General features: G+C 39.7%; 25 protein-coding genes. 8 read left to right on the top strand and 17 right to left on the bottom strand.

Annotated features, from left to right (window positions below; all coding sequences use genetic code 11):
- Positions 1-96 precede the first annotated feature (96 nt).
- From pyrH to sda, 3 genes are all read left to right on the top strand, one after another.
- Positions 97-831: a UMP kinase gene (gene pyrH, locus BK584_RS18550; RefSeq protein WP_078393960.1), complete on the top strand. Its 735-nt coding sequence runs from the start codon at positions 97-99 to the stop codon at positions 829-831.
- Between the two features lie 193 nt (positions 832-1,024).
- Positions 1,025-1,375 carry a YolD-like family protein gene (locus BK584_RS18545; RefSeq protein WP_078393959.1) on the top strand — a complete coding sequence of 117 codons (351 nt, stop codon included), beginning with the start codon at positions 1,025-1,027 and terminating at the stop codon, positions 1,373-1,375.
- 125 nt (positions 1,376-1,500) lie between these two features.
- Positions 1,501-1,635 carry a sporulation histidine kinase inhibitor Sda gene (gene sda, locus BK584_RS18540; protein ID WP_078393958.1) on the top strand — a complete coding sequence of 45 codons (135 nt, stop codon included), beginning with the start codon at positions 1,501-1,503 and terminating at the stop codon, positions 1,633-1,635.
- A 46-nt stretch (positions 1,636-1,681) separates the two neighbouring features.
- Here sda and BK584_RS18535 read toward each other — a convergent pair whose 3' ends face one another.
- From BK584_RS18535 to BK584_RS18460, 17 genes are all read right to left on the bottom strand, one after another.
- Positions 1,682-3,157: a carboxylesterase/lipase family protein gene (locus BK584_RS18535; protein ID WP_078393957.1), complete on the bottom strand. Its 1,476-nt coding sequence runs from the start codon at positions 3,155-3,157 to the stop codon at positions 1,682-1,684.
- Between the two features lie 181 nt (positions 3,158-3,338).
- Positions 3,339-5,036 (bottom strand): M3 family oligoendopeptidase, encoded by a 1,698-nt coding sequence (locus BK584_RS18530; protein WP_078393956.1) that lies wholly within the window; start codon positions 5,034-5,036, stop codon positions 3,339-3,341.
- A 149-nt stretch (positions 5,037-5,185) separates the two neighbouring features.
- Positions 5,186-5,974 carry a hypothetical protein gene (locus tag BK584_RS18525; RefSeq protein ID WP_078393955.1) on the bottom strand — a complete coding sequence of 263 codons (789 nt, stop codon included), beginning with the start codon at positions 5,972-5,974 and terminating at the stop codon, positions 5,186-5,188.
- A gap of 46 nt (positions 5,975-6,020) precedes the next feature.
- Positions 6,021-6,650 (bottom strand): hypothetical protein, encoded by a 630-nt coding sequence (locus BK584_RS18520; RefSeq protein WP_078393954.1) that lies wholly within the window; start codon positions 6,648-6,650, stop codon positions 6,021-6,023.
- 14 nt (positions 6,651-6,664) lie between these two features.
- The gene (locus BK584_RS18515; RefSeq protein WP_078393953.1) at positions 6,665-7,093 is read right to left on the bottom strand and encodes a hypothetical protein; all 429 of its coding nucleotides are present in this window, start codon (positions 7,091-7,093) and stop codon (positions 6,665-6,667) included.
- A 113-nt stretch (positions 7,094-7,206) separates the two neighbouring features.
- Entirely contained in the window at positions 7,207-8,205 is a 999-nt protein-coding gene (locus tag BK584_RS18510; protein ID WP_078393952.1) for an LXG domain-containing protein, read from the bottom strand.
- Positions 8,206-8,220: 15 nt separating this feature from the next.
- A complete protein-coding gene (locus BK584_RS25615; RefSeq protein WP_367579330.1) occupies positions 8,221-8,310 on the bottom strand; it encodes a hypothetical protein in 90 nt (29 codons plus the stop codon).
- 46 nt (positions 8,311-8,356) lie between these two features.
- A complete protein-coding gene (locus tag BK584_RS18505; protein ID WP_078393951.1) occupies positions 8,357-8,641 on the bottom strand; it encodes a YwqH-like family protein in 285 nt (94 codons plus the stop codon).
- A 203-nt stretch (positions 8,642-8,844) separates the two neighbouring features.
- Complete coding sequence (locus BK584_RS18500; RefSeq protein WP_078393950.1) at positions 8,845-9,687, bottom strand: sugar phosphate isomerase/epimerase family protein; 843 nt, start codon at positions 9,685-9,687, stop codon at positions 8,845-8,847.
- Entirely contained in the window at positions 9,684-10,682 is a 999-nt protein-coding gene (locus BK584_RS18495; protein ID WP_078393949.1) for a Gfo/Idh/MocA family protein, read from the bottom strand. Before BK584_RS18495 ends, BK584_RS18500 begins: the two co-directional genes overlap by 4 nt.
- 17 nt (positions 10,683-10,699) lie before the next feature.
- Positions 10,700-11,713: a Gfo/Idh/MocA family protein gene (locus BK584_RS18490; protein WP_078393948.1), complete on the bottom strand. Its 1,014-nt coding sequence runs from the start codon at positions 11,711-11,713 to the stop codon at positions 10,700-10,702.
- 36 nt (positions 11,714-11,749) lie between these two features.
- A complete protein-coding gene (locus BK584_RS18485) occupies positions 11,750-12,559 on the bottom strand; it encodes a carbohydrate ABC transporter permease (protein WP_078393947.1) in 810 nt (269 codons plus the stop codon).
- 21 nt (positions 12,560-12,580) lie between these two features.
- On the bottom strand, positions 12,581-13,510 hold the full coding sequence (locus BK584_RS18480; RefSeq protein WP_078393946.1) for a carbohydrate ABC transporter permease: 930 nt from the start codon (positions 13,508-13,510) through the stop codon (positions 12,581-12,583).
- 13 nt (positions 13,511-13,523) lie between these two features.
- Positions 13,524-14,786 (bottom strand): ABC transporter substrate-binding protein, encoded by a 1,263-nt coding sequence (locus BK584_RS18475; RefSeq protein ID WP_078393945.1) that lies wholly within the window; start codon positions 14,784-14,786, stop codon positions 13,524-13,526.
- A gap of 12 nt (positions 14,787-14,798) precedes the next feature.
- Positions 14,799-15,986: an ROK family transcriptional regulator gene (locus BK584_RS18470; protein WP_078393944.1), complete on the bottom strand. Its 1,188-nt coding sequence runs from the start codon at positions 15,984-15,986 to the stop codon at positions 14,799-14,801.
- Positions 15,987-16,565: 579 nt separating this feature from the next.
- A complete protein-coding gene (locus BK584_RS18465; protein WP_139365705.1) occupies positions 16,566-17,225 on the bottom strand; it encodes a potassium channel family protein in 660 nt (219 codons plus the stop codon).
- A gap of 20 nt (positions 17,226-17,245) precedes the next feature.
- Positions 17,246-18,592 carry a TrkH family potassium uptake protein gene (locus BK584_RS18460; protein WP_078393942.1) on the bottom strand — a complete coding sequence of 449 codons (1,347 nt, stop codon included), beginning with the start codon at positions 18,590-18,592 and terminating at the stop codon, positions 17,246-17,248.
- A gap of 333 nt (positions 18,593-18,925) precedes the next feature.
- Here BK584_RS18460 and BK584_RS18455 point away from each other — a divergent pair, with 333 nt between their 5' ends.
- From BK584_RS18455 to spoIIP, 5 genes are all read left to right on the top strand, one after another.
- The gene (locus BK584_RS18455; RefSeq protein ID WP_078393941.1) at positions 18,926-19,291 is read left to right on the top strand and encodes a GntR family transcriptional regulator; all 366 of its coding nucleotides are present in this window, start codon (positions 18,926-18,928) and stop codon (positions 19,289-19,291) included.
- A gap of 196 nt (positions 19,292-19,487) precedes the next feature.
- Positions 19,488-20,774 (top strand): extracellular solute-binding protein, encoded by a 1,287-nt coding sequence (locus tag BK584_RS18450; protein WP_078393940.1) that lies wholly within the window; start codon positions 19,488-19,490, stop codon positions 20,772-20,774.
- Entirely contained in the window at positions 20,771-21,697 is a 927-nt protein-coding gene (locus tag BK584_RS18445; protein WP_078393939.1) for a carbohydrate ABC transporter permease, read from the top strand. Before BK584_RS18450 ends, BK584_RS18445 begins: the two co-directional genes overlap by 4 nt.
- Positions 21,694-22,536, top strand: coding sequence for a carbohydrate ABC transporter permease (locus BK584_RS18440; protein WP_078393938.1), 843 nt, complete (start codon positions 21,694-21,696; stop codon positions 22,534-22,536). Before BK584_RS18445 ends, BK584_RS18440 begins: the two co-directional genes overlap by 4 nt.
- 171 nt (positions 22,537-22,707) lie before the next feature.
- A complete protein-coding gene (gene spoIIP / locus BK584_RS18435) occupies positions 22,708-23,820 on the top strand; it encodes a stage II sporulation protein P (protein ID WP_169871373.1) in 1,113 nt (370 codons plus the stop codon).
- Positions 23,821-23,823: the final 3 nt, after the last annotated feature.

The raw sequence follows: 23,823 nt of genomic DNA, 5'->3' as shown, positions 1-23,823 counted from the left end.
TCTGAAACCCTCTTTCTTAATTAAATTATTTTCACAGGATTTCTCTCACACTCTGTCGAATGATCGTTGTTAAACGTTTAGAATGGAGGCTTTTCTTTGACCTATAAACGAGTGCTCGTAAAGCTTAGTGGCGGGGCATTGGCCGATAAAAAAGGAAACAGTTTCGGGAACGACCGCTTAGAACATATTACAAATGAACTCATTTCTTTAATTAAACTAGAAATTGAAGTTTGTATTGTTGTTGGCGGCGGCAATATCTTTCGTGGACACTTAGCAGAACAATGGGGCATTGACCGCGTTGAGGCCGATAACATTGGAACATTGGGTACAATTATTAACAGTCTGATGCTAAGAGGTGTATTAAAAGCAAAAACGAAACAAGAAGTACGTGTTATGACCTCCATACCTACTCAATCAGTTGCGGAACCGTATATTCGTTTAAAGGGTATGAGTTATCTCGAAAAAGGATACGTTGTTATATTTGGTGGAGGGAACGGTCAACCTTTTGTTACAACGGATTACCCTAGTGTTCAACGTGCGTTGGAGATGGAATGCGATGCTTTATTTGCTGCAAAACAAGGTATTGATGGTGTTTATACATCAGATCCTAACAAAAACGATTCTGCGCAACTGTTTAAGAGTCTCAATTATGATGACATTGTTAAAAAAGATATTCGTGTCATGGATCAAGCTGCTCTCCTTTTGGCACGTGATTACAACTTACCTGTGCATATCTTTGATTTTGACAAACCTGGAGTGATGAAACGCATATGCGAAGGAAGACTTGATGGGACAGTCATTAATAATCAGGAAACAAAACTGGATTACTGAAGAATCGTGATGACATACCCCTAGCCTTGCATTTTGTGCATGGCTCTTTTTTTCCACCTATCTCCCTGTCTTTCGATTCATACGACAAAAAAGTCATACAATCCCTTTTATTTCCTATTGATCAACGAACGTACATTCGATTATAATAACAAACAAACGTTCTTATCTGTATACTTAGAAAGGGTGTTTACACATGCGTAAAGAAGAACGATATCTAGCAAGAGGCAATTTACTCTGGGAAAGCAGCCGAATGATGCTTCCCGAACATAAAGAAGCATGGATTCATATGCAGGAACAAGAAAATAATGTCCCCCTCCATGAGGAACTAGCTGATGATCAGTGGCAAGAGCTTGGAATGATCATTATAGACGCATTAAGTCATACACATGATGTTATGGTTACGTATTGGGTGAATGGACGCTATCAGGAGCTAACTTGCACAATCGATAAACTTGACGAACTTAATAAACGTATTAAAGTCGTTTTTTCCGATGATTACGAATGGCTTAACCTCCGCATAATTAAAAGCATCGTCCAGGTCTAAATGACTCACTCCAAATCAGATCTTTTATGGATATACAGTGTTAATGTTATACCAAAAACACTATATATTGTGGTATAATTCAAAAAAGAAGCACTGTTTATTAACTTGGAGAGGGGAGTATTGCCATGCTAGCCCATTTATCAAATGATCTGTTGCTAGAATCCTATCAACAAGCGCTTGAACATGGACTAAGCGCTGACTTTATTTCAATTCTAGAAACAGAACTAATTCGACGTGGTATGCTCAACCGTTGTGGTTAACCTTCATAAAGGAAAAGCGGCTGCATATACACACGCAGCCCCTCCTCTATAATCCAAGTGCTTTACGTTTCGCTACCATTGGATCTTCAACAAGCCCCATTTCACGGTCAAAAATCAATGTTTTTCTTCCTTGCTGTTCATATTGAGGCCATGGTATATTAGAACTTGTTGGTGTTCCCGCCGCAGCAAAGTTCGCCCATGCATCTTGCATGGAATTGGCAAGCTTCCTCGTTTGTTCATCGATCGATACACCTACTCTTTCAAAGAGATGTAAATGGTTAAAAACAAAAAACAATTCCGCTGCATGAACCGCGTCTTTTAAAACTGGATGGTCAGAATAGGTCCAGTCAAATCGATACATATATACCGCGGCATGTTTGTTTTGCTCGGACGCAAATGCTAATGAAGAACGCCAAAAGTAAAGATCCGTCATCATATCCGCATATCCCTTTGCCGTACCTGGATATTCAGCTAAAACGGTATCCAACTGTTCAGCACCCCCGGCCATCACTTTCATACCCTTTAGAACATCTTCTTTTTTAGGCAACTGCATATCTTCTCGGAAAAACAACAATCCCTCATGCAAATTTGTACCAATCAAGAGCGGAATATCCTTTGCCTGACCTTGAATAATTGCCTCAATCGGTGGAAGTGGCAATGTATTTGCCTCAACAACTGGCTGAAACAACATCGTCAGTCCCCCACTACCAAGTTTCTCTGTTAACTTCAAACCAGCTTCCACTATTCGTTTAGCCGGTATATTCTTTAATCGATGTACGTCATTCACTTCCAGCTCCAGTATTTGAAGCATACCCATTGCGACTTCTTTGCCTTTTGGATCTGACAAAGATTGAGATGCACCACTCTGCATGATCGCTTTATTAAAGAGTCCCTTTGCCATTGGCATCGCTAGTAATCCAGCAATACTCATGCTTCCTGCCGATTCTCCAAACACGGTCATGTTTGTTGGATTTCCGCCAAAAGGAGCAATTTGATCCTTCACCCATTGTAAGGCCGCAATTTGATCAAGCAATCCAGCATTTGATACAAATTCTTCTCCAAACGGAGACATATGCATAAAACCAAACGGACCCAATCGATAATTAATCGTCACTACGACCACGTTTCCTCTTTCAGCAAGTGGGGCTCCATCATAAATAGGTAAACTACCACTCCCCGTCACAAATGCCCCGCCATGAATCCAAACCATCACTGGCAAAGACGCCTCTTTAGCATCCACTGGCGCCCATACATTTAAGTAAAGGCAGTCTTCTGATTGGACTTCACCCTCTGTCATTTCTTCACCAAGTAATCCAGCAGCACCAGATTCTGGCTGGGGACAAACTGGACCAAACGAATCCGCTTTCAAAACCCCCGCCCAACATTTTTTAGGTACAGGTGCTTTAAATCTTCTATCTTCAACTGGAGGTTCTGCATAAGGAATCCCTTTCCAACTTCTAATCCCTTTTTCAAGTACACCATCAATCGTTCCGTAATCCGTTTGAATTTGCAATGAACCCATTTGACGTCTCCCCTTCCAAAATTCCTTTCATTAAGACTGTTCCACTCACTGTCTTAATTTTCCTCCCTCCTTGTTAGCTAATCTCCTGTTTCATTTAATTACTTTCTTAAATGAAATACAAAAAGCGTGACCCCATCCGTTTGTCGGGTCACGCCTTTCTCTATACTCATTACTTTGCTTGTTAAGGTCGCTCTAACGCTTCTAGCTCTTCTCCAACAAACACCATCAGCTGCTTAATTGTTTCAGCTGAAAAATCAAACCGAATTCCCGCAGCTTCATACACTTCAGAAAGAGGTTTTGAACTACCGAGAGATAAGGCTTTCTTGTAAAGAGCTAGTGCTTCTTCCGGATCTACCTTGTACCTTTTATATAACTGCAATGCGCCTAGCTGTGCAATGACATATTCCACATAATAGAATGGTACTTCAAAGATATGAAGCACACGCATCCATGCAGATTCCTGCCATTTCTCAAAACCAGACCAATCGGCTACATTCGCGTCAATCACTTGGATAAGCTCACGGTATTTCTCGTTTCGTTCATGTGGTGAATGAGTCGGGTTTTCATAAAGCCAATGTTGAAATTGATCAATGACCATGCCAACTGGCAGAAAATCAACAATGGACTTAAGTTGTTCCCGCTTCGCACGGACCGAATCTTCTTTCGAACAGTAAAATTGTTCCCATTGATCCATCGTAAATAATTCCATCGTCATACTCGCAAGCTCACTTGATTCCATTGGCGTTTCACGATACATCCGTAGTGGAATATCTTTATTCAAATCATTATGAATGCAGTGACCCATCTCATGGAAAAGCGTCGTCATATCATCTTGTGTCTTCGCATGATTCATAAAGATAAAAGATAAACCGGATATCGGCAAAGGAGCACAAAAGCCCCCAGGTGATTTGCTTTTTCGACTCTCCAAATCAAGCATTCCTTGATCATCCATCAAATGGAGCAATTCTCCAAACCTCGGATCAAGCGTAGCTAAAATGCTACGTCCTTTTGCTATAAGCTCGCCTGTGCTATCAAATGGTTTTAGTGGAGCTTGCCCTGGTAATACCGCACTCTGATCCCAAGGCTTATAAGTCTCAACGCCCAGTGCCTTGGCATGTTTTGCTTGTAATTTTTCTTTTAGCGGCTTTACATACCGTGCGACACTTTCCGCCAATGTCTTACAATCATCTGGGGTATAGTCAAATCGTTCATATAACTTAAACATATAATCGCGATAATTCGCAAGCCCTGCATTATCAGCCTTATGCTGCCGCAACTTAATTAGCTCCGACATAATCTGTTGCAGCGGTTCTTCTTTTTTAATCATCGTTTCTCGCATAAGAGTCATCGCTTTTTTTCTATCTTCACGGTCTTCAGCTTGTAAATAGGGAGCAAGTTGGGCGAGCGTTAACTCTTCTCCTGCCCAATTAACTGTTAACGAGCCTGTATGTTCAAAATATTTGGTCGTTAACCGATCTTCTTCAACTTCCAATTTCACGTTTTCTTCTCGAAACAAGCTCTCTGCATTTTTCCTTCTTTTAACCAAATAACTATATTCCTCTTGAGGCAAATCTGACAACGCCTGTGCTTGCAAAAAAGCTTGGTCTAGCTTTGCCTCATACGTCTTTATAAGCGGCGTGATAACTTGTTGATCATGCTCAAATACCCGTTTCGCCTCTTCTGAATCACTATGGCTATTAAAATCGATGTAATGTCCAGTTACCATTTCTTCAACTTGACTAAGTAACTCTGATTCTTTCTTAAGGAAAACTTCTAATTGCTGCACGGAATCAAGTGGGATTTCCAGTAGTTCTTTAAATTTATTTTCTAAGATTGTTGTATCAGTGAAATCCAATTGTTCTTTATAATAAGTTGGCATGTGCAAATCAACTCCTTCTTCCTTTCTACCATTCTACCAAATTTAGGATGGAAAGACGAGAGAGTCGCAATGAATATAGCCCCCTCTCAAATAGAGACAGCTACAAATTAAGCTGCCTCCACTGAAACTATTTATCGTTAAAACAGATTTTAATCAGCTTGTTTATACCAATCAAGCATCACATAAACAATTCCTTCAAAACACTCTTTTGGCGCCATTGCTTTAAAGTGAATCTCATCTTTTTCTTCGATCAACGAATAATCAATCAACCACATAAAACCCTTACTTTTTAACAGAAAATTGACTTGTACAAGTTCGCTCTCGTCTCTTGAATAACTAGACAGCAACAAAGAAAAATTTTCTAACTCAAAGTGATTATTACGATAATCATTTAAGAAAATATTAAACATTTCAGGGTAGATTTGATCTCGAATGATGGCATCTACTTCTTCACTTTTCGCTTGAGAAAATAAATCAAAGCCTTCTGAATCTAGTGAAAAACCTTCTGGTAAATCTATTTCCGAATCTTCTAATTCGTAGAACGAAGCAATTTTTCCCCACAACGGATCATCGTGTTTTGCAAGTTCAAAACGATGTTCCATCCCTTTAAAAGTTTGAACAATCATCTCGTCGCCCTCAAGTTGATGAAAAATGAGCACATGGTTTCCATAAACACAGCGCGTCTTTTTCTCTGACTTGAACAACAAATGAATAAAACTTTCTAGTCCTTTTACAAGATTCGTTGAGCGAGTTTCATCCCAGTAGCCACGATTGTTTAATAAAGATTCAGCTTGATTCGAAAAAGTAACAAGTTGTTCCTCCGTTTGGGCAAATTGTCGTTCATTTATAATATCTGCCGCTGCTTTTTCATATCCGCATAAAGTAAATGCAGCAACTAATTCTTCTGTCGATAGAGAGATTTGCTTGTCTTTGATCATTGAGGACCTCCATTTTCTCCTTATTCGTAAACAAGCCAACGTTAGCTCAACCATTACCCACCAATAATAACAAGAAGCTATAGCATGCTATTATGACAAGTAAGAAAAGTACACCCATTATTCTTTGAATTAAAAAAGGAAAACGAGAAAGTATAATTTGCACTTCTCCATTTAGAGCATAAAAGTAAAGAGCAAGATACCTAAAACCTTCACTAGTAATTGTTTGCTTCTTGTCATAAACATTTGCTAGATAAAAAGAAACGATATAGCTTGGGAACACTAAAGATGCAAAAGCAAAAACACCATTAATCATTAACATACCAAGTACAAAAGCACTCAATATATGGATCGTATCATCTCCCCTAGGTAATTGGCTCATTGAAATTGTCCAAAAACCTATTATGGGGATGGTGAACAATAAACTTTTAAAAAAGCCTTCTATTGAGAGCATGTTTGCTCCTCTATCTGTTGGAATAATGCTTTTCTTTTTTGTTTTAAACCCTGCTAATAAAGCCAATAAAAATGCAAACATCTCTGCTAAGAAAACAAATATTATGTATGCTTCCTTCTTATTTACATTCCAAGAAAAATAACTCAGCAAGACGAGTAAAGCAGCACCTGCTATCCAGGGTTGCGTTTTAAAAAAAACTCCCCATGTTCTTCTAAATGAGTACATTATTTACTCCTTTTCTACCTGAAAAGACCTGTCACAAAGTCTCCAACTTTACTAACATTATCTTGAACAAACTCAAGACCTTTTTCAGTAATTTCTTCGACCTTTCTGCCAGCACTTTCTCCCATATCTTTCACTTTCTCGTCCAATGCTAGCGATCCAACAATACCAACCGTTGCTCCAACAGCCCCACCAATCACAGTACCTACTCCAGGCATAATCATTGAACCAATAGCTGCACCACCTGCTGTAAGACCAGCTACACCAAGATCCATCCCAAAGCCCGCTGCCATCCTACCAGTTCTTTCAGCCTCGCTTTTTTCCTTATTTTCGTCTTTCCAGAGCTCTGAGGCATTACTTCCTACTGAAACAATGGTTCCGACTAGCGGCACCCTCTTAAACGTATTAACAAACGTATTCTTAGCTGCTTTTGCCGTATCTTTCACATCAATTCGAGTGACGTACTCTTTTGCTTTGTCGACATTTAATGCAACACTTGCAGCATTAGATTTAAAAAGAGATCCATATGCTATCTTCGACTTACTTGTCCCAACCCCTACTAATTTACGAAGAAATTCGTTGGTTGGTTGTTTAATCTTCCTAATTGATTTAAGAATTTCACACTTGAGTTCTTGTTGCCGTACTTTCTCATAATAGCATTTAAACTAGTTGCCACTCTTGATTTATATTTCCCATTTACTTGTACCCAGTCCTTATGATTTCTCACATGAAAAATCCCGTTCCCCGCTCTCTCAAAACTAAGCCGCTTCGATGCGATCACCGCAAACGCACCTGCACCTTTTACGACATCCATACCTTTAAAAAATTGTCCGGCGGTACCAAACCAATTGGCGACTGCGCCCATTAGAGTCGGGTCTTCGGTTGAGGCGATTTCCATTGCTTCCGACCACATCATGTAGTAAACATCGTTTTCTTTGAAGTGAGTATCAATCTCTTGCTGTACAGCCTGGGAGACAATTGGACCACCCGTCGACCAATTAATCACTTTATTTGTTGAACTGATGAGTTCCGTTAACGTTGCCTCTGCTTCACTCGCAAGGCTTTGGTTTTCAATATCTAGTTCTTCCAATCGTTCAGCGGTTTCAGAGGCATGGGTTTTTAACTGATCAGCCCAGGCTTTTACACCTTCCATTCCAAATGTTTCTGTGTACACCAAATCACTAACAGATGAGCAGGCTTGGTTAATCGCTTGTGTTCGTGTCTCTGCATTGTCTAAAACCCGGTCGATTCCGTTTGGAATGGTGTCTTGCAGGAATTCTTGTCGTACTAAAGCGTTGTTTGTTTCAAAATTAAGGATATAGGATTTCATCGTTTCTAGTTGTTGGATGTATTGTTCAATAAAGGTTTGAAAAAAACGCAAAGATGGCAAATGCAATTGCGAGAAATGATCTTTAATTGCATTGCCGCCTTCTCCTTCTAAAGAATGAAGATTATGGATTTTGCGGATGCTTCCTTCGATTGTCTCTAGACTCGCAGCGTCCTCTTTCTTCGCTTTTACAAGTTGATCGATCCCATTCTGCACATCAAGAACTTTCATCTTCTTAAACCCCTTTTAGAATTGGTTAGCTAACTCTGCATCTTTTTCACCGTATGTTTTAATTAAGCTTTCGCTCTCCTGTTCAATCTTTTTTAAGGTTTCTATATATGCTTGTATTTGGCTTCTATACGTCGTTTCTAGATCTGTTACCTTACGTGGTAATGATTCCTTCTAACTGTTCTTGTGAATAACTATAGGAAATTTCTAATTGAAAGCGCTTCTGATCATGTTCTTCCGTTTCTTTTCCCCGCCACATATCGTAGCTTAGCTCCGGTTCCTTCGTGGCTGCTTTGTCATTGTGAAGAGATTGTTGTTCTTGAATTAATGTACTTTTTGCTGTTTGGAGCCTCTCAATCTCTTGTTCAGTCTGCCTTATATCTCCTCGAAGAGAGCTTATGCTCATTTGAAGTCGTTCAATTTGGAATGAATGATCCATGAGGCCCCACCTTTTTAAAATTTTCCAGTTATATCTAATTCTAAAAGTACCCCATAGAATATTCAATCTATTATTAGCCCTAAATACGCCCTAGTTATCCAATAAATTGGATCTAATCATTACTTTCAACCTAGTCTTCACGCACAAACATGCATTACTACTGATTTCCAACAAAAAAACGGCCATCAAGGCCGTTTCCTCCATTACTTATACTGCTTTTCTTTTCCTATTTCAAGTAACACATCCATATGTCGCGCTGTATCAAATGCAAGAGCTGCAGGATCATGTGCATATGGCGTTAGCTCTGCCGTCAGCTCTCCTGTATAGCCAATCCTCTTAAGTTCTTTCATTACACTTACCCAAGCCACATCTCCGGATAGAAGATTCGTAAACCCTGTCATATTGCCAATGCTTGTTTTAAAATCTTTCACATGCACTTTTAAAATTCGTTTACCTAAAATCGATATCCACTGTTCTGGGTAACCAAACTGTAGTACATTCCCCACATCGAAATAGGCACCGACGTGAGTCGAAGCAACTCCATCAATATAAGCAACCATTTCGAGTGGAGACAGGAGGAAGCGGTTCCATACATTTTCAATCCCAATCGATACATTTAATTGTTCAGCCAGTGGCGCAAGCTCTTTTAATGCAGACAAGCTTCGTTTATAACATTGATCATATGGGACGTCTTGTGTGACGACTCCAGGCACAACCAGAACCGTACTAGCCTTCAATGTATGAGCAAGTCCAAGCATTTTTTTCACTACTTGTTTGCCAGCTTCCTGTACAGACTCATCCTTTGCAGAGAGGGGAGTCTCCCACAACAATGCGGTTGATAAGCTGTCAATCTCAAGTCCGGCCGTTTGTATTTGCTTGCAAATTTCCTTCGCTTCTTCTGGAGTAGTATCAAGCGTAAGCCCTACGTCGCCAGAATGGCCTACATTTAATTCAATCGAAGAAAACCCCGCCTCCCTCGTCCACTCAAGTACGCTATCAAGTGGTGTACCTGCTGGATAACACCATTGGTTTATCCCTTTTTTCATGGAGACACCCTCTCTCTTTCATTTCCGCGCAAAGCAACAACTTCTCCTTTAGCAGCAGAGGCATAAGCACCAATCGCCACTTCTAGCGCTCTAAGGCCATCCGTTCCTGTAACAGACGGTTGGCGTTTTTCACGCACACTCTCAATAAAATCTCGTACAAGGCTATCGTCCATATTATCACCCCAGAAGTCATACTTCAGGCCACCTTTATGGAATAAATCTAACTTTTGCGCCTGTGCATCCACTTTTAACGTTCCTTCTGTCCCAATAAACTCAAGCGTGACGTCTCCCCATGTCGGAAAGTTCGCATTACGTGACCAACTGCAGTCCAAAGTGGCAAAAACACCACTCTCAAATGTGAATGACAGAACTCCAGTATCATCAATATCATTCGTCGAAAAGTGTTGGTCAATTTCTGAATAAACGTCCTGTACCTCCTCTTTCAGAACCCAGCGCATAATATCGACCACATGAACCGTATGGTCAATTACTGCTCCTCCACCTGCAAGCTGTTTGTCGTTAAACCACCCACCAGGATTCTTCCCTCTGTTTGTTCCTTTAACGGCGATAATATCTCCAAACTCTCCTGCATCAATCCGTGCTTTCGCTCGTTTAATCGCTTCATTAAAACGAACAGGAAAAGCGGTTTGCAATAATACACCAGCCTCTTCACAAGTAGCGATTAATTCCTCTGCGTCTTTTACTGTATGAGCAATTGGCTTTTCACATAGAACAGCAGCACCTGCCTGCGCCGCTGCTATCGCATGTTCTTTATGGTGCGCATTTTCTGAAGTGACAATGACCGCATCTAACCCTTGATTGAGCAGGTCCTTGTATGAATTATAGTAAGTCGTTTTGTATTGGTTTGCAGCTTCTCTGCCTCGCTCCTCATTATCATCCGCAATCCCAACAATGGTTACATCATTAATCCCGACCAAACTTGACGCATATGCATGGGCGTGGCCATGTGCAAAGCTAATTATTCCTACTTTCATTCTTAACTCCTCCTTCATTATAACTGTACCGTTTGCGAATGAATGGTTACTGGCTTTTTCTCTTTTATCGATTGAAGAGCGGCCATTGCGATTTCCACCGCTTTATACGCATCATCAGCAGTGACAATAGGCTCTTTGTTCGTTTTTATACACTCAATAAAATGCCGTAACTCTAAGTCATAAGGGGAAGATTTTAACGGGCTTTCAGGAACGGCAACCCCAGGTTTTCCATCAGAACTACCTTTTTCCGCCACAAGCGCTTGATTCTTTTGGCTATCATAATGAATAATGCCTTCCCTTCCAGCAATTTCAAATGATGTTCTAAAACCTTCATGGGCCCATGTTCCTTCCAGGTGGGCAATAATTCCATTAGTAAAACGAATCGTAACAAGTGCATAATCCTTCCGTTGTGCGTTCACGCCTGAAATACCTGCCATATTACGTGCGTACACCCGCTCAACTTCACCGAAACACCAACGTAAAAAGTCAAAATCATGGACCATTAAATCAAGCACAAGTCCTCCACTCCGTTCGGTGTTTGCATACCAATCCTCTGTTGCAACTGGAAAAGAACCACCTCTCGTTGTCCGAACAACACCAACTTTTCCAATAGCACCTCCATCAAGAACTTGTTTCGCTCTTTGATACTCGGGGAAAAAGCGTACAACATGACCAACATAGAGGTTTACTTCTTTTTGTTGACAGTAGGAAATCATATCTTGCACAGCTTCTAGAGACCTTGCGAGAGGCTTCTCACATATGATAGCAACGTTTAAATCAGCAGCTTTTTTTACATATTCAGGATGCAGATCTGTCGGCAAACATACGGAGATCACATCAATTTCTGAACCTACTACTGCTGCTTCATTGAAAGAATAAAACGCTTTGGCACCATATTTTTCTGCGAATGTATTCGCTCTTTCCTCCCTTATATCCACAACTGCAGTTAGCTCTGCATCCTCCATCCCCGCATAACTAGCAGCATGTACGGACCCCATTGTGCCGAGACCAACAACCATTACTCGAATCATATTCACATCTCCTCACTCTTTTTAATTTCGTCTTTACTATCTTCGCACTCCACCTAGTGCAATTCCTGCAATTAAATGCTTTTGTAAGAAAAGAAACATTAGTAACATCGGAATCGTCGACATAAGTGCAGCGGCCATTAATAACGGATATTCTGTTGTATACTGCCCTTCAAAATTGGCGATGCCTACAGAGAGAACACGCATATCGGCAGAGTTTGTCATCACAAGTGGCCACATAAAATCATTCCATGATGCTAGTACAGTGAAAATGCCAAGAGCAACAAGAGCCGGTTTAGCATTAGGCAAAATTACTCGCCAATATACTCCCCACTTCGAGCACCCGTCAATAATCGCTGCCTCATCAAGCTCCTTAGGAATCCCCATAAAAAATTGCCGCAGCAGAAACACACCAAATGCACTAAAAATTCCTGGTATGATTAGTGCGTAAAAAGTATCTATCCATCCAAATTGTGATAACAATGCATAATTTGGTATCAAGATGACTTGGATTGGAACCATTAACACCGATAAAATGAATATGAACAACGTATTTTTAAAAGGGAATTCAAGTCGAGCAAACGCATATGCCGCCATAGAACAAAGAAACAATTGGGCAGCCGTTCGAACAACAGTGACAAAAATGGTGTTTGCATAATACGTTAAAAAATTGGCACTTTCGAATACACTTACATAGTTTTCAAGCCGTAGTTGTTCAGGAAAGATTGTTGGCGGAATTTGCATCGACTCTAAATAAGATTTGAATGATGTAGAAATCATCCAGAAAAATGGAATGATCATCACAATTGCACCAACAATAAGCAACAAATGAATCCAAGCCTTTTTCATGCACACTCACCCTCTCCCGGATTAACCATCATAATGTACCCATTTTTTCTGCCCCACAAATTGCAAAATCGTTATTCCAAGGATCAACAAGAACAAAATAAATGCCTGTGCAGAAGCATAACCCATTTGCGAGAACATAAAGCCTGATTCATACACCCCATACACAATTGTCCGCAGTGGTCCAACTAAAGCAGTCGTATCGCCAATCATGACAAATAATAAATCAAATACTTGCAATGAACTAATCATCGCAGTCACAATCACAAAAAATAAAGTAGGTGTAATTAACGGTAATGTAATAGAAAAAAACTGTCTCACCTTTGATGCTCCATCTATCTCTGCTGCTTCGTAATAACCCGGATCAACGCTCTGAAGTCCGGCTAAGATCAAAATGACGTTATTCCCAATTGTCATCCACACATACACTGCAATCACTGAAAGAAGCGCAATAGATGGATTAAACAACCATTCTGGCTGTGGTAAACCTACTGCTCCAAGAAGATAGTTAAATAAACCAAATTCCGTGTTATAGAGCCATTTCCATACCATACCAACGGCGATTGGCATGGTTACTACTGGCAAGAAATAAAGTGCGCGGTAAAAAATCATCCCCCTAATTCTTTGATTTAATAAGACAGCGATAAGTGTTGCAAATGCTAATGAAGCCGGGACAGCGACTAGCATAAAGACAAGCGTATTTAATAACGACCTCATAAAAACAGGGCTTGTAAAAAGAGCGATTACGTTTTCTAAACCCGCAAAAGTTGGGGACGTTAGCCCATCCCAGTGAGTAAAAGATAGAGCAAAGGAAGCAATAGCAGGTCCAATATAAAATGTAAACAAACCTAATAAAGTTGGTCCAATGAACAAAAGTGCCCACCACCCATCTTTTATCCATTTCTTCTTTTTAAAAGTAGGTGCGGAATCTACATTCACTGTAACACGTGCCATATTCATTCCCCCTTTATTCCTGCTCTTCTTGTCCTTGTCCTAAAATTCGTTCCATCTCTAACCCCACACGTTCAAGCACGTCATCAATAGGTTCTTGAGATAAAAAAGCTCCTTGAATTTCTGTGGTTTCCATTCGTTGCCATTCCATCGTATTGCGTGATAAAGGATAAGCAGTCCCTGTTTCTTGGGCATCAATAAATACTTGCAAGTTCATACCAGGCAATGACTCTAGCCACAAATCGCCAGATGCACGAGCTGCAGGTGTCGAAAACCCCGTTTCTGCAATAATGTCATTTCCCGCTTCACCTGTAAGTTCTTTCATTAATTCCCACGCAAGTTCCGGATGGTCAACTTCCTTATTCATTGCCCAGCTAATACCATGCAAAATTGATGCTTCCTCCTTATAACTTGGTAGCGGCGCAACATCAACGTTGTCCCCAAGTTCCTCTTGATATGTAACCGCCATAACGGAAATCGCTGGCATCATGGCAAGTTGGTTTGACATAAATAACTGATTGCTATCATTTTGTATCTGAGATTTAATATCAGGTGAAATGCCTCGATCAGTCAAACGTTTAATAAACGCAAAAGCTTCTTTTGCAGCATTGGTCCTAAAACCCGATTCCAGCTGATCCTCACTTACAATTTCACCGCCTGCTTGATGGATATAGTTGTAATAACCAGATTGATTATGAACAATCGGTGCCAAATAACCATATACGCCTTTCTCTTGATCCGTTAACTCTGCGCCAACTTGCTCAATATCTTTCCATGTCCACGTTTCATCAGGGTAACCGACGTCCGACGCATCAAAGATTTCTTTGTTATAGTAGAGACCAATGGCATCAACAAAGTAGGGCGCACCATGCAATTCACCTTCATAGCTATATAAATCAATCATACTTTCGTAATAATCATTTTTTTCGAAATCTGAATCACCTTCTATAAAGGGTTCTAAATTCTGAATTAATCCAGGCTCGGCATATTGATAGAAATTCACTGCATTCATCCAGAAGAGATCCGGACCAGCTCCTGCTCCAATACTTGTTCTAAGGGTTGTCCAATATTGTGAAAATGGGCTATATGTCACATTCACTTCAACTTCAGGGTGCTTTTCTTTAAATGATGCAATTGCTCCATCTACCGCTTCACTCGCATTTTCATCCCATAGCGCCAGGCTTATTGATTCTCGACCCGATTCCTTGTCTCCATTACTGCACCCTATCGCCCCTATCGCAATTACAGATAGGCTTACCCACTTGGTCCACCTTCTCATTGCTCCGCCTCCTCATACTTTTTGCTGTTGCAAGAATACATTGTATTTTCCGACTTGCATTTCATCTTGGAGCAATACAGCTAGCGCACCTAGCAAATTCATATCGTTTCCTAATGCTGTTTGTCTAATTTCAAGACTTTTCGTAACAATCTTCATTGTCCTCCGCTCAACTTTCTTTTTAATTGCTGATATTAGAGGTTCATTGTTTACCATATGTTCTCCATGTAAGATAACTACTTGCGGGTTCATAAAATGAAGCACATTTGTTATGGCTACAGCTATATATTCTGCCATCTCCTCTACTATTTTTAGGGCAACAGGGTCTCCTTCACATGCTGCTTCAACAAAATGGCTAGGTTTGATCTTTTCTGGCATTCGATTTGCCTTTTCAACGATGGAATTTTCTTCTCTTTGTGTAAACCAAGCCGAAAGAATTCGAGCATATATAGCCGGCCAGCTAACATAGTTCTCTAAGCAGCCTTGATTGCCACATGAACAACCAATACCACCTGGAACAACAGACATATGCCCAATTTCACCAGCACTACCACTATATCCACGGAATAGATGATCATTAACAATAATCCCAGAACCTACACCTTCATCAATTGAGAGATAGAGCATCTCACTGAATGGTGCATCTCCAAACTGTTTCTCTGCAATAACTAGCGCATTCATATCATTCTCAACATACGTTTGAAGATTAAATGCCTGTTCAACCTTTGCTTTGAGCTCAACATCATATAAATCTAGCTTTGCATTATAGAGTATGGTGCCATTCTTTGCATCTACGACTCCTGGACAAACAATCGCAATACCAACAAAGTCTTTTTGATTATTTATAGAATTAATAAATATTGAAAGCGCATTCATTAAATAATGAATATATGTTTCTCCTTTAACATTTTCTACATTGTATATACGTTCTTTCGTCCTATCCCCCTCCAAGTTTAAAACGGCCAATTGAATAGAAGAATTCCGCATTGAAACCGCAATAATATTTGATTTATCAGGGTTAAATCGATATAATATCGGCTTGCGCCCACCCGTTGAACTCCCTATGCCTTCCTCTCTTACATAATCTTCATCCATTAGTTTCATTAGGATAGTTGCTACTGTTGTTGGACTTACCTGAACTTGCTCTGCAATCTCTGCTTTTGATATAGGTCCGTTAGATCGAATCATATTTAATACATTCACGCGATTCACTTCATGTATGTGCAGTTTCGTTTTAATTAATCATCCCTCACTTCATAAAGTTGTTTTAAAAAGTATTTTCATAATAATCGTCTTTCAATTGTCCTTCCCCCCAAATAAAAAAGATTCAAGATTTAACCTAAAAAGTTCTTCCAATAACTTTTAAATCTATGCTACCGGAACGAAGAGTATAAGTAAATGAATTTTCTAACATTTAGTACTATAGTACGTATGAATATTCTGTCTCATTATCTATCTTTATCGTTTGCTCTTAATATGAGGATTATCCCTTATTTAAGACCCACCCCATAATCCCATTTAATTAAACGAAGTAGAGCATCCCTTATGTTTTCCTCTTCAAATATTTTCAGTGTTTTTTGAACGCTTGATGTCTTCTTGCGCACGTCGCTACTGGAAGTTGAACCCTTGCTATGCAGTAAGATTATGAATGTGCTAGGAGCGAGGAAACAAAATGGGGAAATATGTTTATAAACAGTAAAAAAACTTATCGAAAAAGTCACGTTTTCCGAGACTTTTTCAATAAGCTAAAGACATGGCTATATAGTTGCATTTTAATTACTATTATAAAACTTGATTTTCAAACCGTTTCAAATCTTTATTCTCTCCTAGAATGATAATAATGTCTTTCTCATTAATGACATCGTCAGGCATCGGTGTAATGGTTAGTTTACCGCCCGATTTGACGCCAAGTACATTGCAATTGTATTTTTTTCGTATATTTAACCCAGCAAGGGTCTTGCCTGAAATTTTGTTTGTAGCCTGCAGTTCCAAAATACTATGATCGACTGAGATCTCAACATAGTCAATAATTTTATCCGAATCCAAGCTGTGAGCGATACGAATACCCATATCAAGCTCTGGATGAATAATCCGATCCGCTCCAATTTTCTCAAGGACCCGGTGGTGTTGTTCATTACGGGCTTTCACCCAAACTTTGGCGACGCCTAGTTCTTTTAACAGTAAGGTCGTTAAAATACTTTCTTGAATGTGATCGCCAATCGCAACAAGAACACAATCATAATTTGTTGGCTCAAGTGTTTTTAATGTTTTTTCTTGAGTGGTGTCAGCGATAATGGCCCGACTCGTAAACGTTTCTGTATCTTGTATCCGTTCTTCATTTTGATCAACAGCCACAACATCGTGTCCTTGCTTATACAATTCTTTACTTACACTCGTACCAAACCTTCCCATGCCAATAACAAGAAATTGTTTTTTCTTCATCCTATCCCCCAGTTCGTTCGCTAACCAATAATAATTCGTTCAGTCGGGTATCTGTATTGACCAGGTTCTTCATGCTGCCGAAATGAAAACAATAAGGCAACAATTCCAACACGCCCAACTAACATAAGCGCCATTAATACAAATTGACTTGGTAACGTAAGCTCTGAAGTAATGCCCATTGTCAGACCACATGTTCCAAAAGCAGAAGCTGTTTCAACAAGAACAGCTACCAACGTTATACCCCTATCTTGCTCAAACGCCATAATGATAATAACAGCAGCAATTAACATAAATGCAAAGATTGATAATACAACAAAAGACTTTCGCTGGTCTTCTTCGTGAATGCGCCGACCGAAGACTTGAACGTCCTTCCTTCCAAGTGTAAAACTTTTAATCGTTAAAACCATAACACCCAGTGTGGTTGTTCTAATTCCTCCCCCCACGCTGGATGGACTTGCTCCTATCATCATTAAGCAAGACAAAAACAATAACATCGGCATATGAAACGCGTTTAAGTCAACTGTACTTAAGCCTGCACTTCTTGTTGTTGCGGAAAAAAAGATTGCCTGTGATATTTGTTCATGCCAATTCAGACTGGCCAAGGAAAGGTTTCTTTCTAAAAACCATATCCCCACTGCTCCTATAAAAAAAACAATAAAATAAGTCGATGTTGTTAGTTTTGTAAACAGGCTAAATTTAAAACTTCGATCTCGTCGTCTTATAAATTCAATGCATTCTAGAAGAACCGGAAAGCCAATCGACCCAGCAAAGATTAGCAACACTGTTACCAATTGTACAAAATAATCATCTACAAACGGAATTAATGATTGACCTGTTAAATCAAATCCAGCATTTGTGAATGCGCTCAAAGAAGCAAAAGCCCCTTGTATAAAAGCTTCCATTGCATTATCGAAAAATCGCAAGTAATATATACCCATGATAATTGCAGCAACGCCCTCAATCGATAACGCAATAAATAACAAACTCCGCATTAATTTCACCAAACCGGAGAATTGATTCTGGACTCTGTTTTGGTCTACCATGATTAATAAGCGCTGCGAAAGATTGACTCGTTTCCCTAAAATCATCCAGGCGAACGTTCCTAATGTCATAATTCCTACTCCACCGAGCTGAATGGCAAGAGCTAGAACAAGTATGCCACCCCAATTAAATGTTTCTACTACATTAATAGTAACAAGACCTGTTACGCTTACTGCACTAACTGCAGTAAAAAGTGCATCCCTATAAGATAAAGCAACACCTGGCTCATGGAAGATAGGCATATAAAGCAAAACACTAAATATTAACATGGTTACTAAATATGATAAAACGATCAACCTAAAGGGATTTCCCTTTTTCCGATTCATGCAGCAGCCCCTCTTTAATATGTAAATACTTCTATTTTTAACCGATGATCTTATTTTAGAAGTTATTTCAACCGTATTCAAGCTTAATTACACAATAGCTCGCTATTACCCTTCACAATAGGAAAAACATATATACCAACAAAGCACTTTTATTGAGGAGACGCCCTTACAGTACTGCTATCTAAATAGTTAGCAAAAGAATGCATTTATTCTTGACGAAGCGACTAGAAAAGCTGATGATAGCTTTAGACAAGGGATGCTATAGAATGATGCAATGAACTATTTTTAATCAATTTTCGATTTACCGATTTAACTGTTTGAAAGGAGTTCCTAGTGAAAGCTGTTTTTGATGATTCCAAACCAATTTTTCAGCAGATTGCAGAAATGATAGCCGATGACATTGTCGAAGGTTTTCTGAAAGAAGGAGACAAACTTCCCTCTACAACAGAGCTCTCTGCTTTTTATCAAATAAATAGGGCTACTGCTCAAAAAGGGTTAACGACACTTGTGGAAGGAGGACTTGTTTATAAACAGCGGGGCGTCGGCATGTTTGTTCAAAAAGGAGCAAAGGCAACTTTAACAGAGCAGCGCAAACAACACTTCTATAAACATTATATTGAGCCCTTACTTGATGAAGCAAAGCGTATAGATTTAAACAAAAGTGAAATTATACATTTTATAGAACAATCGTTAGATTAGCGTGTGAGTCACTCTGCACGCTTTTTTCACGTCTAACCTTATTTATTACCCAAGAAATCAATTTAGTAATCGCATATTTCGGCAAATAATAAGAAAATATCAATATATTTGACAACATCTTAGATCCTCGTTACCATGTCACTAACTCTTTTTAGCAAGCGCTTTCAAACTAAGTGATCCTTGAAAGGAGCATACGATGAAATCGTTCTCACTCTTAAGTTGTTGTGCAGGATGTTTTCTTATCTTTGCAGTTAGCTGTACATCTGCAGATGATGAAAACACGTTAACTTGGATTACTGGTTCAGATTCTTCCCCCGATGCCCCTGATGAAGAAATGAGTTCCTACGTACAGCAAAACATCAATGCTATTGAATCCGATTATGGCTTCACCATGCAACATAGCATACATACATCCAACATTGATGAAGCAATGGCACGTTTGCAAGAACAAGCAACACGAGGTCAGGCTCCTGACTTTGCTCTCATTGATGGTTATGCAATCGAACGATTTGAAGAACATCTCCAGCCACTCAATGAACTGATGGATGAACACGGAATGGACCTCAACGACTTTCTTCCCTTTGCCCAAGATGTCATGGTGGGTGAAGATGGAAATGTATATGGACTGTATTTAAGTACGGATATCCGATATGTCTTCTACGATACTCGCTTTGTTCCAGAACCGCCTAAAACGTGGGATGAAGCAATGGAGATTTCGCTTGACCTTGTGGATCAAGGGTACGAAGGGCTTGTCTTGCCACTTGGAATTGGCGAAGGTACAGCGGTTACTAGCCTCTGGCCACTTTTCTGGGGACAAGGAGGAGAACTAATTGATGAGAATGGACAACCTTCTTTTTACAATGAAGATAATAAAGAGCATATGCTAAATGTCTTTAATGGAATTCATAAGGGTGTTCAAACCGGTGCCATTTCAAAAAGAATGGCTACAAATGGCGAAGAAAATGATGGCAATGCCGAAATTTCTACTGGACTTGTCAAGATGTTATATCCTGGAAGTTGGCAAATCAATACATTTCAAGATATTTTAGGCGACGATTTCCAATACTGGGACGTAGCTTCTTTACCAATGCTTGAAGGAGGCGAACAAACATCTAGCGTAGGTGGATGGGCATTCGGTATCTTTACCGAAGATCCAGATAAACAACAAGCTGCTTTTGACTTTCTCCAACGAACCTATGTAGGTGCGGAAGGAATGGCACGTTTTACGACTAGAGACGGGTCCATGCCCGTCCGTTCCTCCGTTTATGATTCTCCTGAATTTGAACCCATTCCATTTATTGATGAATTCTTAGACATCCTTGAAAAAGAAGGACAACCAAGACCACCTGACCAAATTTACAACACGGTTTCTGTTCAACTTCAAACCGCTATTTCTCAAGTCGTATCTGGAAGTAAAACACCTGAACAAGCATTAGAAGACGCCTGGGAAATTGCCACGTTTGGAATGGAGGATGACGAATGAAGCCAGAAACAAATGACCCACTAGCTTCACCAACAAAAATTAAAAAAAAGTTTCTTAACACACCTTACCCTTGGCTTATTCCGTTAAGTTTGCTATTAATTGTTGTCTTCTTGTATCCGATCATTGAAATTGTCCGCATGAGTTTTTCGGATATGAATCTTGTTGATAGCGAATATACGTATACATTCGAATCGTATGTTCGTCTGTTCACTCTACCAGGCTTTTGGCCAATGCTTGGAACTACTGGTTTTTTTGTATTTTTTAGCGTCACTTTTCAATTATTGTGCGGGTTTATTGTCGCTTTATTAATCGTACGTGGCGAAAGTCTAAAATTAAAAGGAACCATTGTCGTACGCACTTCGGTCTTGGTAGCCTGGGCTATTCCTGGAGTTGTAATTGGGATTATTTTTGAAATGCTCTATACCGAAACACAAGCAGGCATTTTAAATCACTTCCTTTCACTTATCGGGCTTGGACCCATCACCTTTCTGTCTGATCCAACGATGGCTCTTCTATCCGTTACGCTCGCTAACATATGGAGAGGAACTGCATTTAGCATGATACTTATGTATGCCGGTTTACAAACGATTTCAAAAGATGTTCAAGAAGCAGCGAAAATTGATGGTGCTGGTCCTTTTCAAAGGTTTCGAAACGTTATTTTGCCAGCAATTGCTCCAATCGTCTTAATTAATCTGATCATTATTTCAATTGATACATTCAACACATTTGATATGGTGATGGCACTTACTCAAGGAGGGCCCGGTAATAGTACCGAAGTGATCGCATTAAGTATCTATACATCGATTTTCCAAGAATTTAATTTAGGTGTTGGCGCAGCCACATCTGTTATTTTACTGCTAATTAACATTAGTATGACGCTTGTTTACTTACGTGTACTAGGAAAAGGGAGGAATGAGTCATGACCCCTAAAGCACAGGAACGCTTGCTTAAAATTGGTCTTTATGCAAGCTACGCCTTTATCGTTATCGTTTTCTTATTCCCTCTCTTTTGGGTCGCTTCCGTCTCATTGAAAACGCAAAGTGAATTGTTTGAGGTACCCCCTTCTCTTTGGCCGTCAAGCTGGCAATTTGAAAATTATTGGCATGTCCTGCAGACAACACCGGTCCTTACTTATTTATGGAACTCACTCCGACTTGTTGTACTGACAGTTATTGTTACACTAATGGTGGCACTACCGGCTGCATTCGCCTTATCTCGTTTTAAAATGAAAGGAAAAAACGCTTTTTTACTAGTTATCTTAATGACGCAAATGATCTCGGCAGTTGTCATATCCATTCCTTTATATCGGCTTTTCGCCAGTTGGGACTTGCTCAATCATTTTTTATTAATTTTAGCAATATATGTCGCAGTTGTACTCCCTTTAGCAACATGGTTTATGAAAAATTACTTTGATACCTTGCCAGAACAAATGGATGAAGCAGCTATAATTGATGGCTGCACACGTTGGCAGCTACTGACAAAGATTTTGCTTCCAGTTGCTCGCCCAGGCATTATCTCTGTCGTAATTTTAGTAGCGGTCCAGAGCTGGTCACAGTTTGTTATTCCGTTTATCTTAATTGACGATGCTGCTCTCTACCCGGTGTCTGTTGGAGTAGTAAACTTGCAATCAACCCAAGCTCAGATTACAACTCACTATTTGGCAGCAGGTAGTATAATGTCCATCATCCCAGTCATCATCTTGTTCTTATTGCTACAACGTTATATTGTTGGTGCATTAACAACAGGTGCGGTAAAAGGTTAATCGAAAAAAGGCACACAAACCTTATTGTGTGCCTTTTTATATTAACAACAATAGAAGCATTGTTCTGTTCCAATAAGTTTGCTCTACCTCTAAATCTTCCACATTTACTGACTTGTCCATTTTTCAAGTGATAATTATCGTTTAAGATTCATAGATTAAGGTGGAAGGATGGTGAGCCATTTGAACCGATTGTTAAAATGGACAGGCACAATCGCTGCAATACTTATGACAGCGCTTCTTACGATCAGCATCTTGGCCACAAATAATACTTGGTATAGCAAAGGAATTAATTCCATAATCGATCCTCTAAAAGGCGAGGATTTGCTCTTTCTTATCTCTACCGAAAATCACTTTTTTAAACAAGCGATGCCTGAAACGTATACAATGCAATCAGCAGGCGGTTTTTTTCTTTCATCGATAACCAACTTTGATTGGAATAAGCCCGAGTCGCTCCTTACCCAAGGACTCCCTACCTTATCCGCTTTTGACACAACAATCATCTATGCAGGCGAAGGAACCGATGTAACAAACATGCCAAGAGAATCATTACCACCTGAAGAAGCATTTGAAGAGTTAGCTAAAGATGACAACCCCGATGAACCGAAAGAAGATGAGAATAAAGAAGAAAACGAGGAAGCAAGAGAAGAGGAACCTTCCGTCTTGATTTATCACACCCATAGCTATGAATCTTACTTGCCTGAACTTGACATGGTTGGAGAGGAAAATGGAGACTTGGCTATTTCAAGTGATCGAAATAAAAATATCACTCGTGTTGGTCATCATTTTGCCGATCGTTTGGAAGAGCATGGCATAATTGCAGATGTTGATGACACGAACATGAACGCATATATGTCTGAACGGGAAATGAAGAATTACTATGCTGCATCAAGACAAATTATTGAGAAACAAATGGAACAACAAGAGTATGATATGATCCTTGACTTCCATCGAGATTCATTAAGGGAAAAAGACACAACGATGACAATCAATAATGAAACATACGCACGTATACTATTTGTTGTTGGAGAATCACACCCGAATGCTGAACAACAAAAAGCACAAGCACAAGAACTAAATGCATTAGTTGAAGAGAAATATCCTGGGTTAAGCCGAGGCGTGTTTGGAAAAGATAAATCACAAGGAAATGGAATTTACAATCAAGATCTTGCCGATACAGCTTTCTTAATTGAATTTGGTGGGGTTGATAATACGATGGAAGAGAGCCTGCGCAGCGCTGAAGCTGTTGCTGACATTTTAGCGGAGTATTATCAGTCAAAAGAATAGCTA

This window comes from Shouchella patagoniensis (assembly GCF_002019705.1).
Lineage (GTDB): Bacteria > Bacillota > Bacilli > Bacillales > Bacillaceae_D > Shouchella > Shouchella patagoniensis.
This window is presented reverse-complemented; position numbering and strand designations above follow the sequence as displayed.

What these genes read in the sequence shown, in the direction of transcription:
- BK584_RS18545 (WP_078393959.1), top strand. Translation starts at nt 1,025, where the DNA reads ATGCGTAAAGAAGAACGATATCTAGCAAGAGGCAATTTACTCTGGGAA.
- sda (WP_078393958.1), top strand. Translation starts at nt 1,501, where the DNA reads ATGCTAGCCCATTTATCAAATGATCTGTTGCTAGAATCCTATCAACAA.
- BK584_RS18535 (WP_078393957.1), bottom strand. Translation starts at nt 3,157, where the DNA reads ATGGGTTCATTGCAAATTCAAACGGATTACGGAACGATTGATGGTGTA.
- BK584_RS18530 (WP_078393956.1), bottom strand. Translation starts at nt 5,036, where the DNA reads ATGCCAACTTATTATAAAGAACAATTGGATTTCACTGATACAACAATC.
- BK584_RS18525 (WP_078393955.1), bottom strand. Translation starts at nt 5,974, where the DNA reads ATGATCAAAGACAAGCAAATCTCTCTATCGACAGAAGAATTAGTTGCT.
- BK584_RS18520 (WP_078393954.1), bottom strand. Translation starts at nt 6,650, where the DNA reads ATGTACTCATTTAGAAGAACATGGGGAGTTTTTTTTAAAACGCAACCC.
- BK584_RS18510 (WP_078393952.1), bottom strand. Translation starts at nt 8,205, where the DNA reads ATGAAAGTTCTTGATGTGCAGAATGGGATCGATCAACTTGTAAAAGCG.
- BK584_RS18505 (WP_078393951.1), bottom strand. Translation starts at nt 8,641, where the DNA reads ATGGATCATTCATTCCAAATTGAACGACTTCAAATGAGCATAAGCTCT.
- BK584_RS18500 (WP_078393950.1), bottom strand. Translation starts at nt 9,687, where the DNA reads ATGAAAAAAGGGATAAACCAATGGTGTTATCCAGCAGGTACACCACTT.
- BK584_RS18495 (WP_078393949.1), bottom strand. Translation starts at nt 10,682, where the DNA reads ATGAAAGTAGGAATAATTAGCTTTGCACATGGCCACGCCCATGCATAT.
- BK584_RS18490 (WP_078393948.1), bottom strand. Translation starts at nt 11,713, where the DNA reads ATGATTCGAGTAATGGTTGTTGGTCTCGGCACAATGGGGTCCGTACAT.
- BK584_RS18485 (WP_078393947.1), bottom strand. Translation starts at nt 12,559, where the DNA reads ATGAAAAAGGCTTGGATTCATTTGTTGCTTATTGTTGGTGCAATTGTG.
- BK584_RS18480 (WP_078393946.1), bottom strand. Translation starts at nt 13,510, where the DNA reads ATGGCACGTGTTACAGTGAATGTAGATTCCGCACCTACTTTTAAAAAG.
- BK584_RS18475 (WP_078393945.1), bottom strand. Translation starts at nt 14,786, where the DNA reads ATGAGAAGGTGGACCAAGTGGGTAAGCCTATCTGTAATTGCGATAGGG.
- BK584_RS18465 (WP_139365705.1), bottom strand. Translation starts at nt 17,225, where the DNA reads ATGAAGAAAAAACAATTTCTTGTTATTGGCATGGGAAGGTTTGGTACG.
- BK584_RS18460 (WP_078393942.1), bottom strand. Translation starts at nt 18,592, where the DNA reads ATGAATCGGAAAAAGGGAAATCCCTTTAGGTTGATCGTTTTATCATAT.
- BK584_RS18450 (WP_078393940.1), top strand. Translation starts at nt 19,488, where the DNA reads ATGAAATCGTTCTCACTCTTAAGTTGTTGTGCAGGATGTTTTCTTATC.
- BK584_RS18445 (WP_078393939.1), top strand. Translation starts at nt 20,771, where the DNA reads ATGAAGCCAGAAACAAATGACCCACTAGCTTCACCAACAAAAATTAAA.
- BK584_RS18440 (WP_078393938.1), top strand. Translation starts at nt 21,694, where the DNA reads ATGACCCCTAAAGCACAGGAACGCTTGCTTAAAATTGGTCTTTATGCA.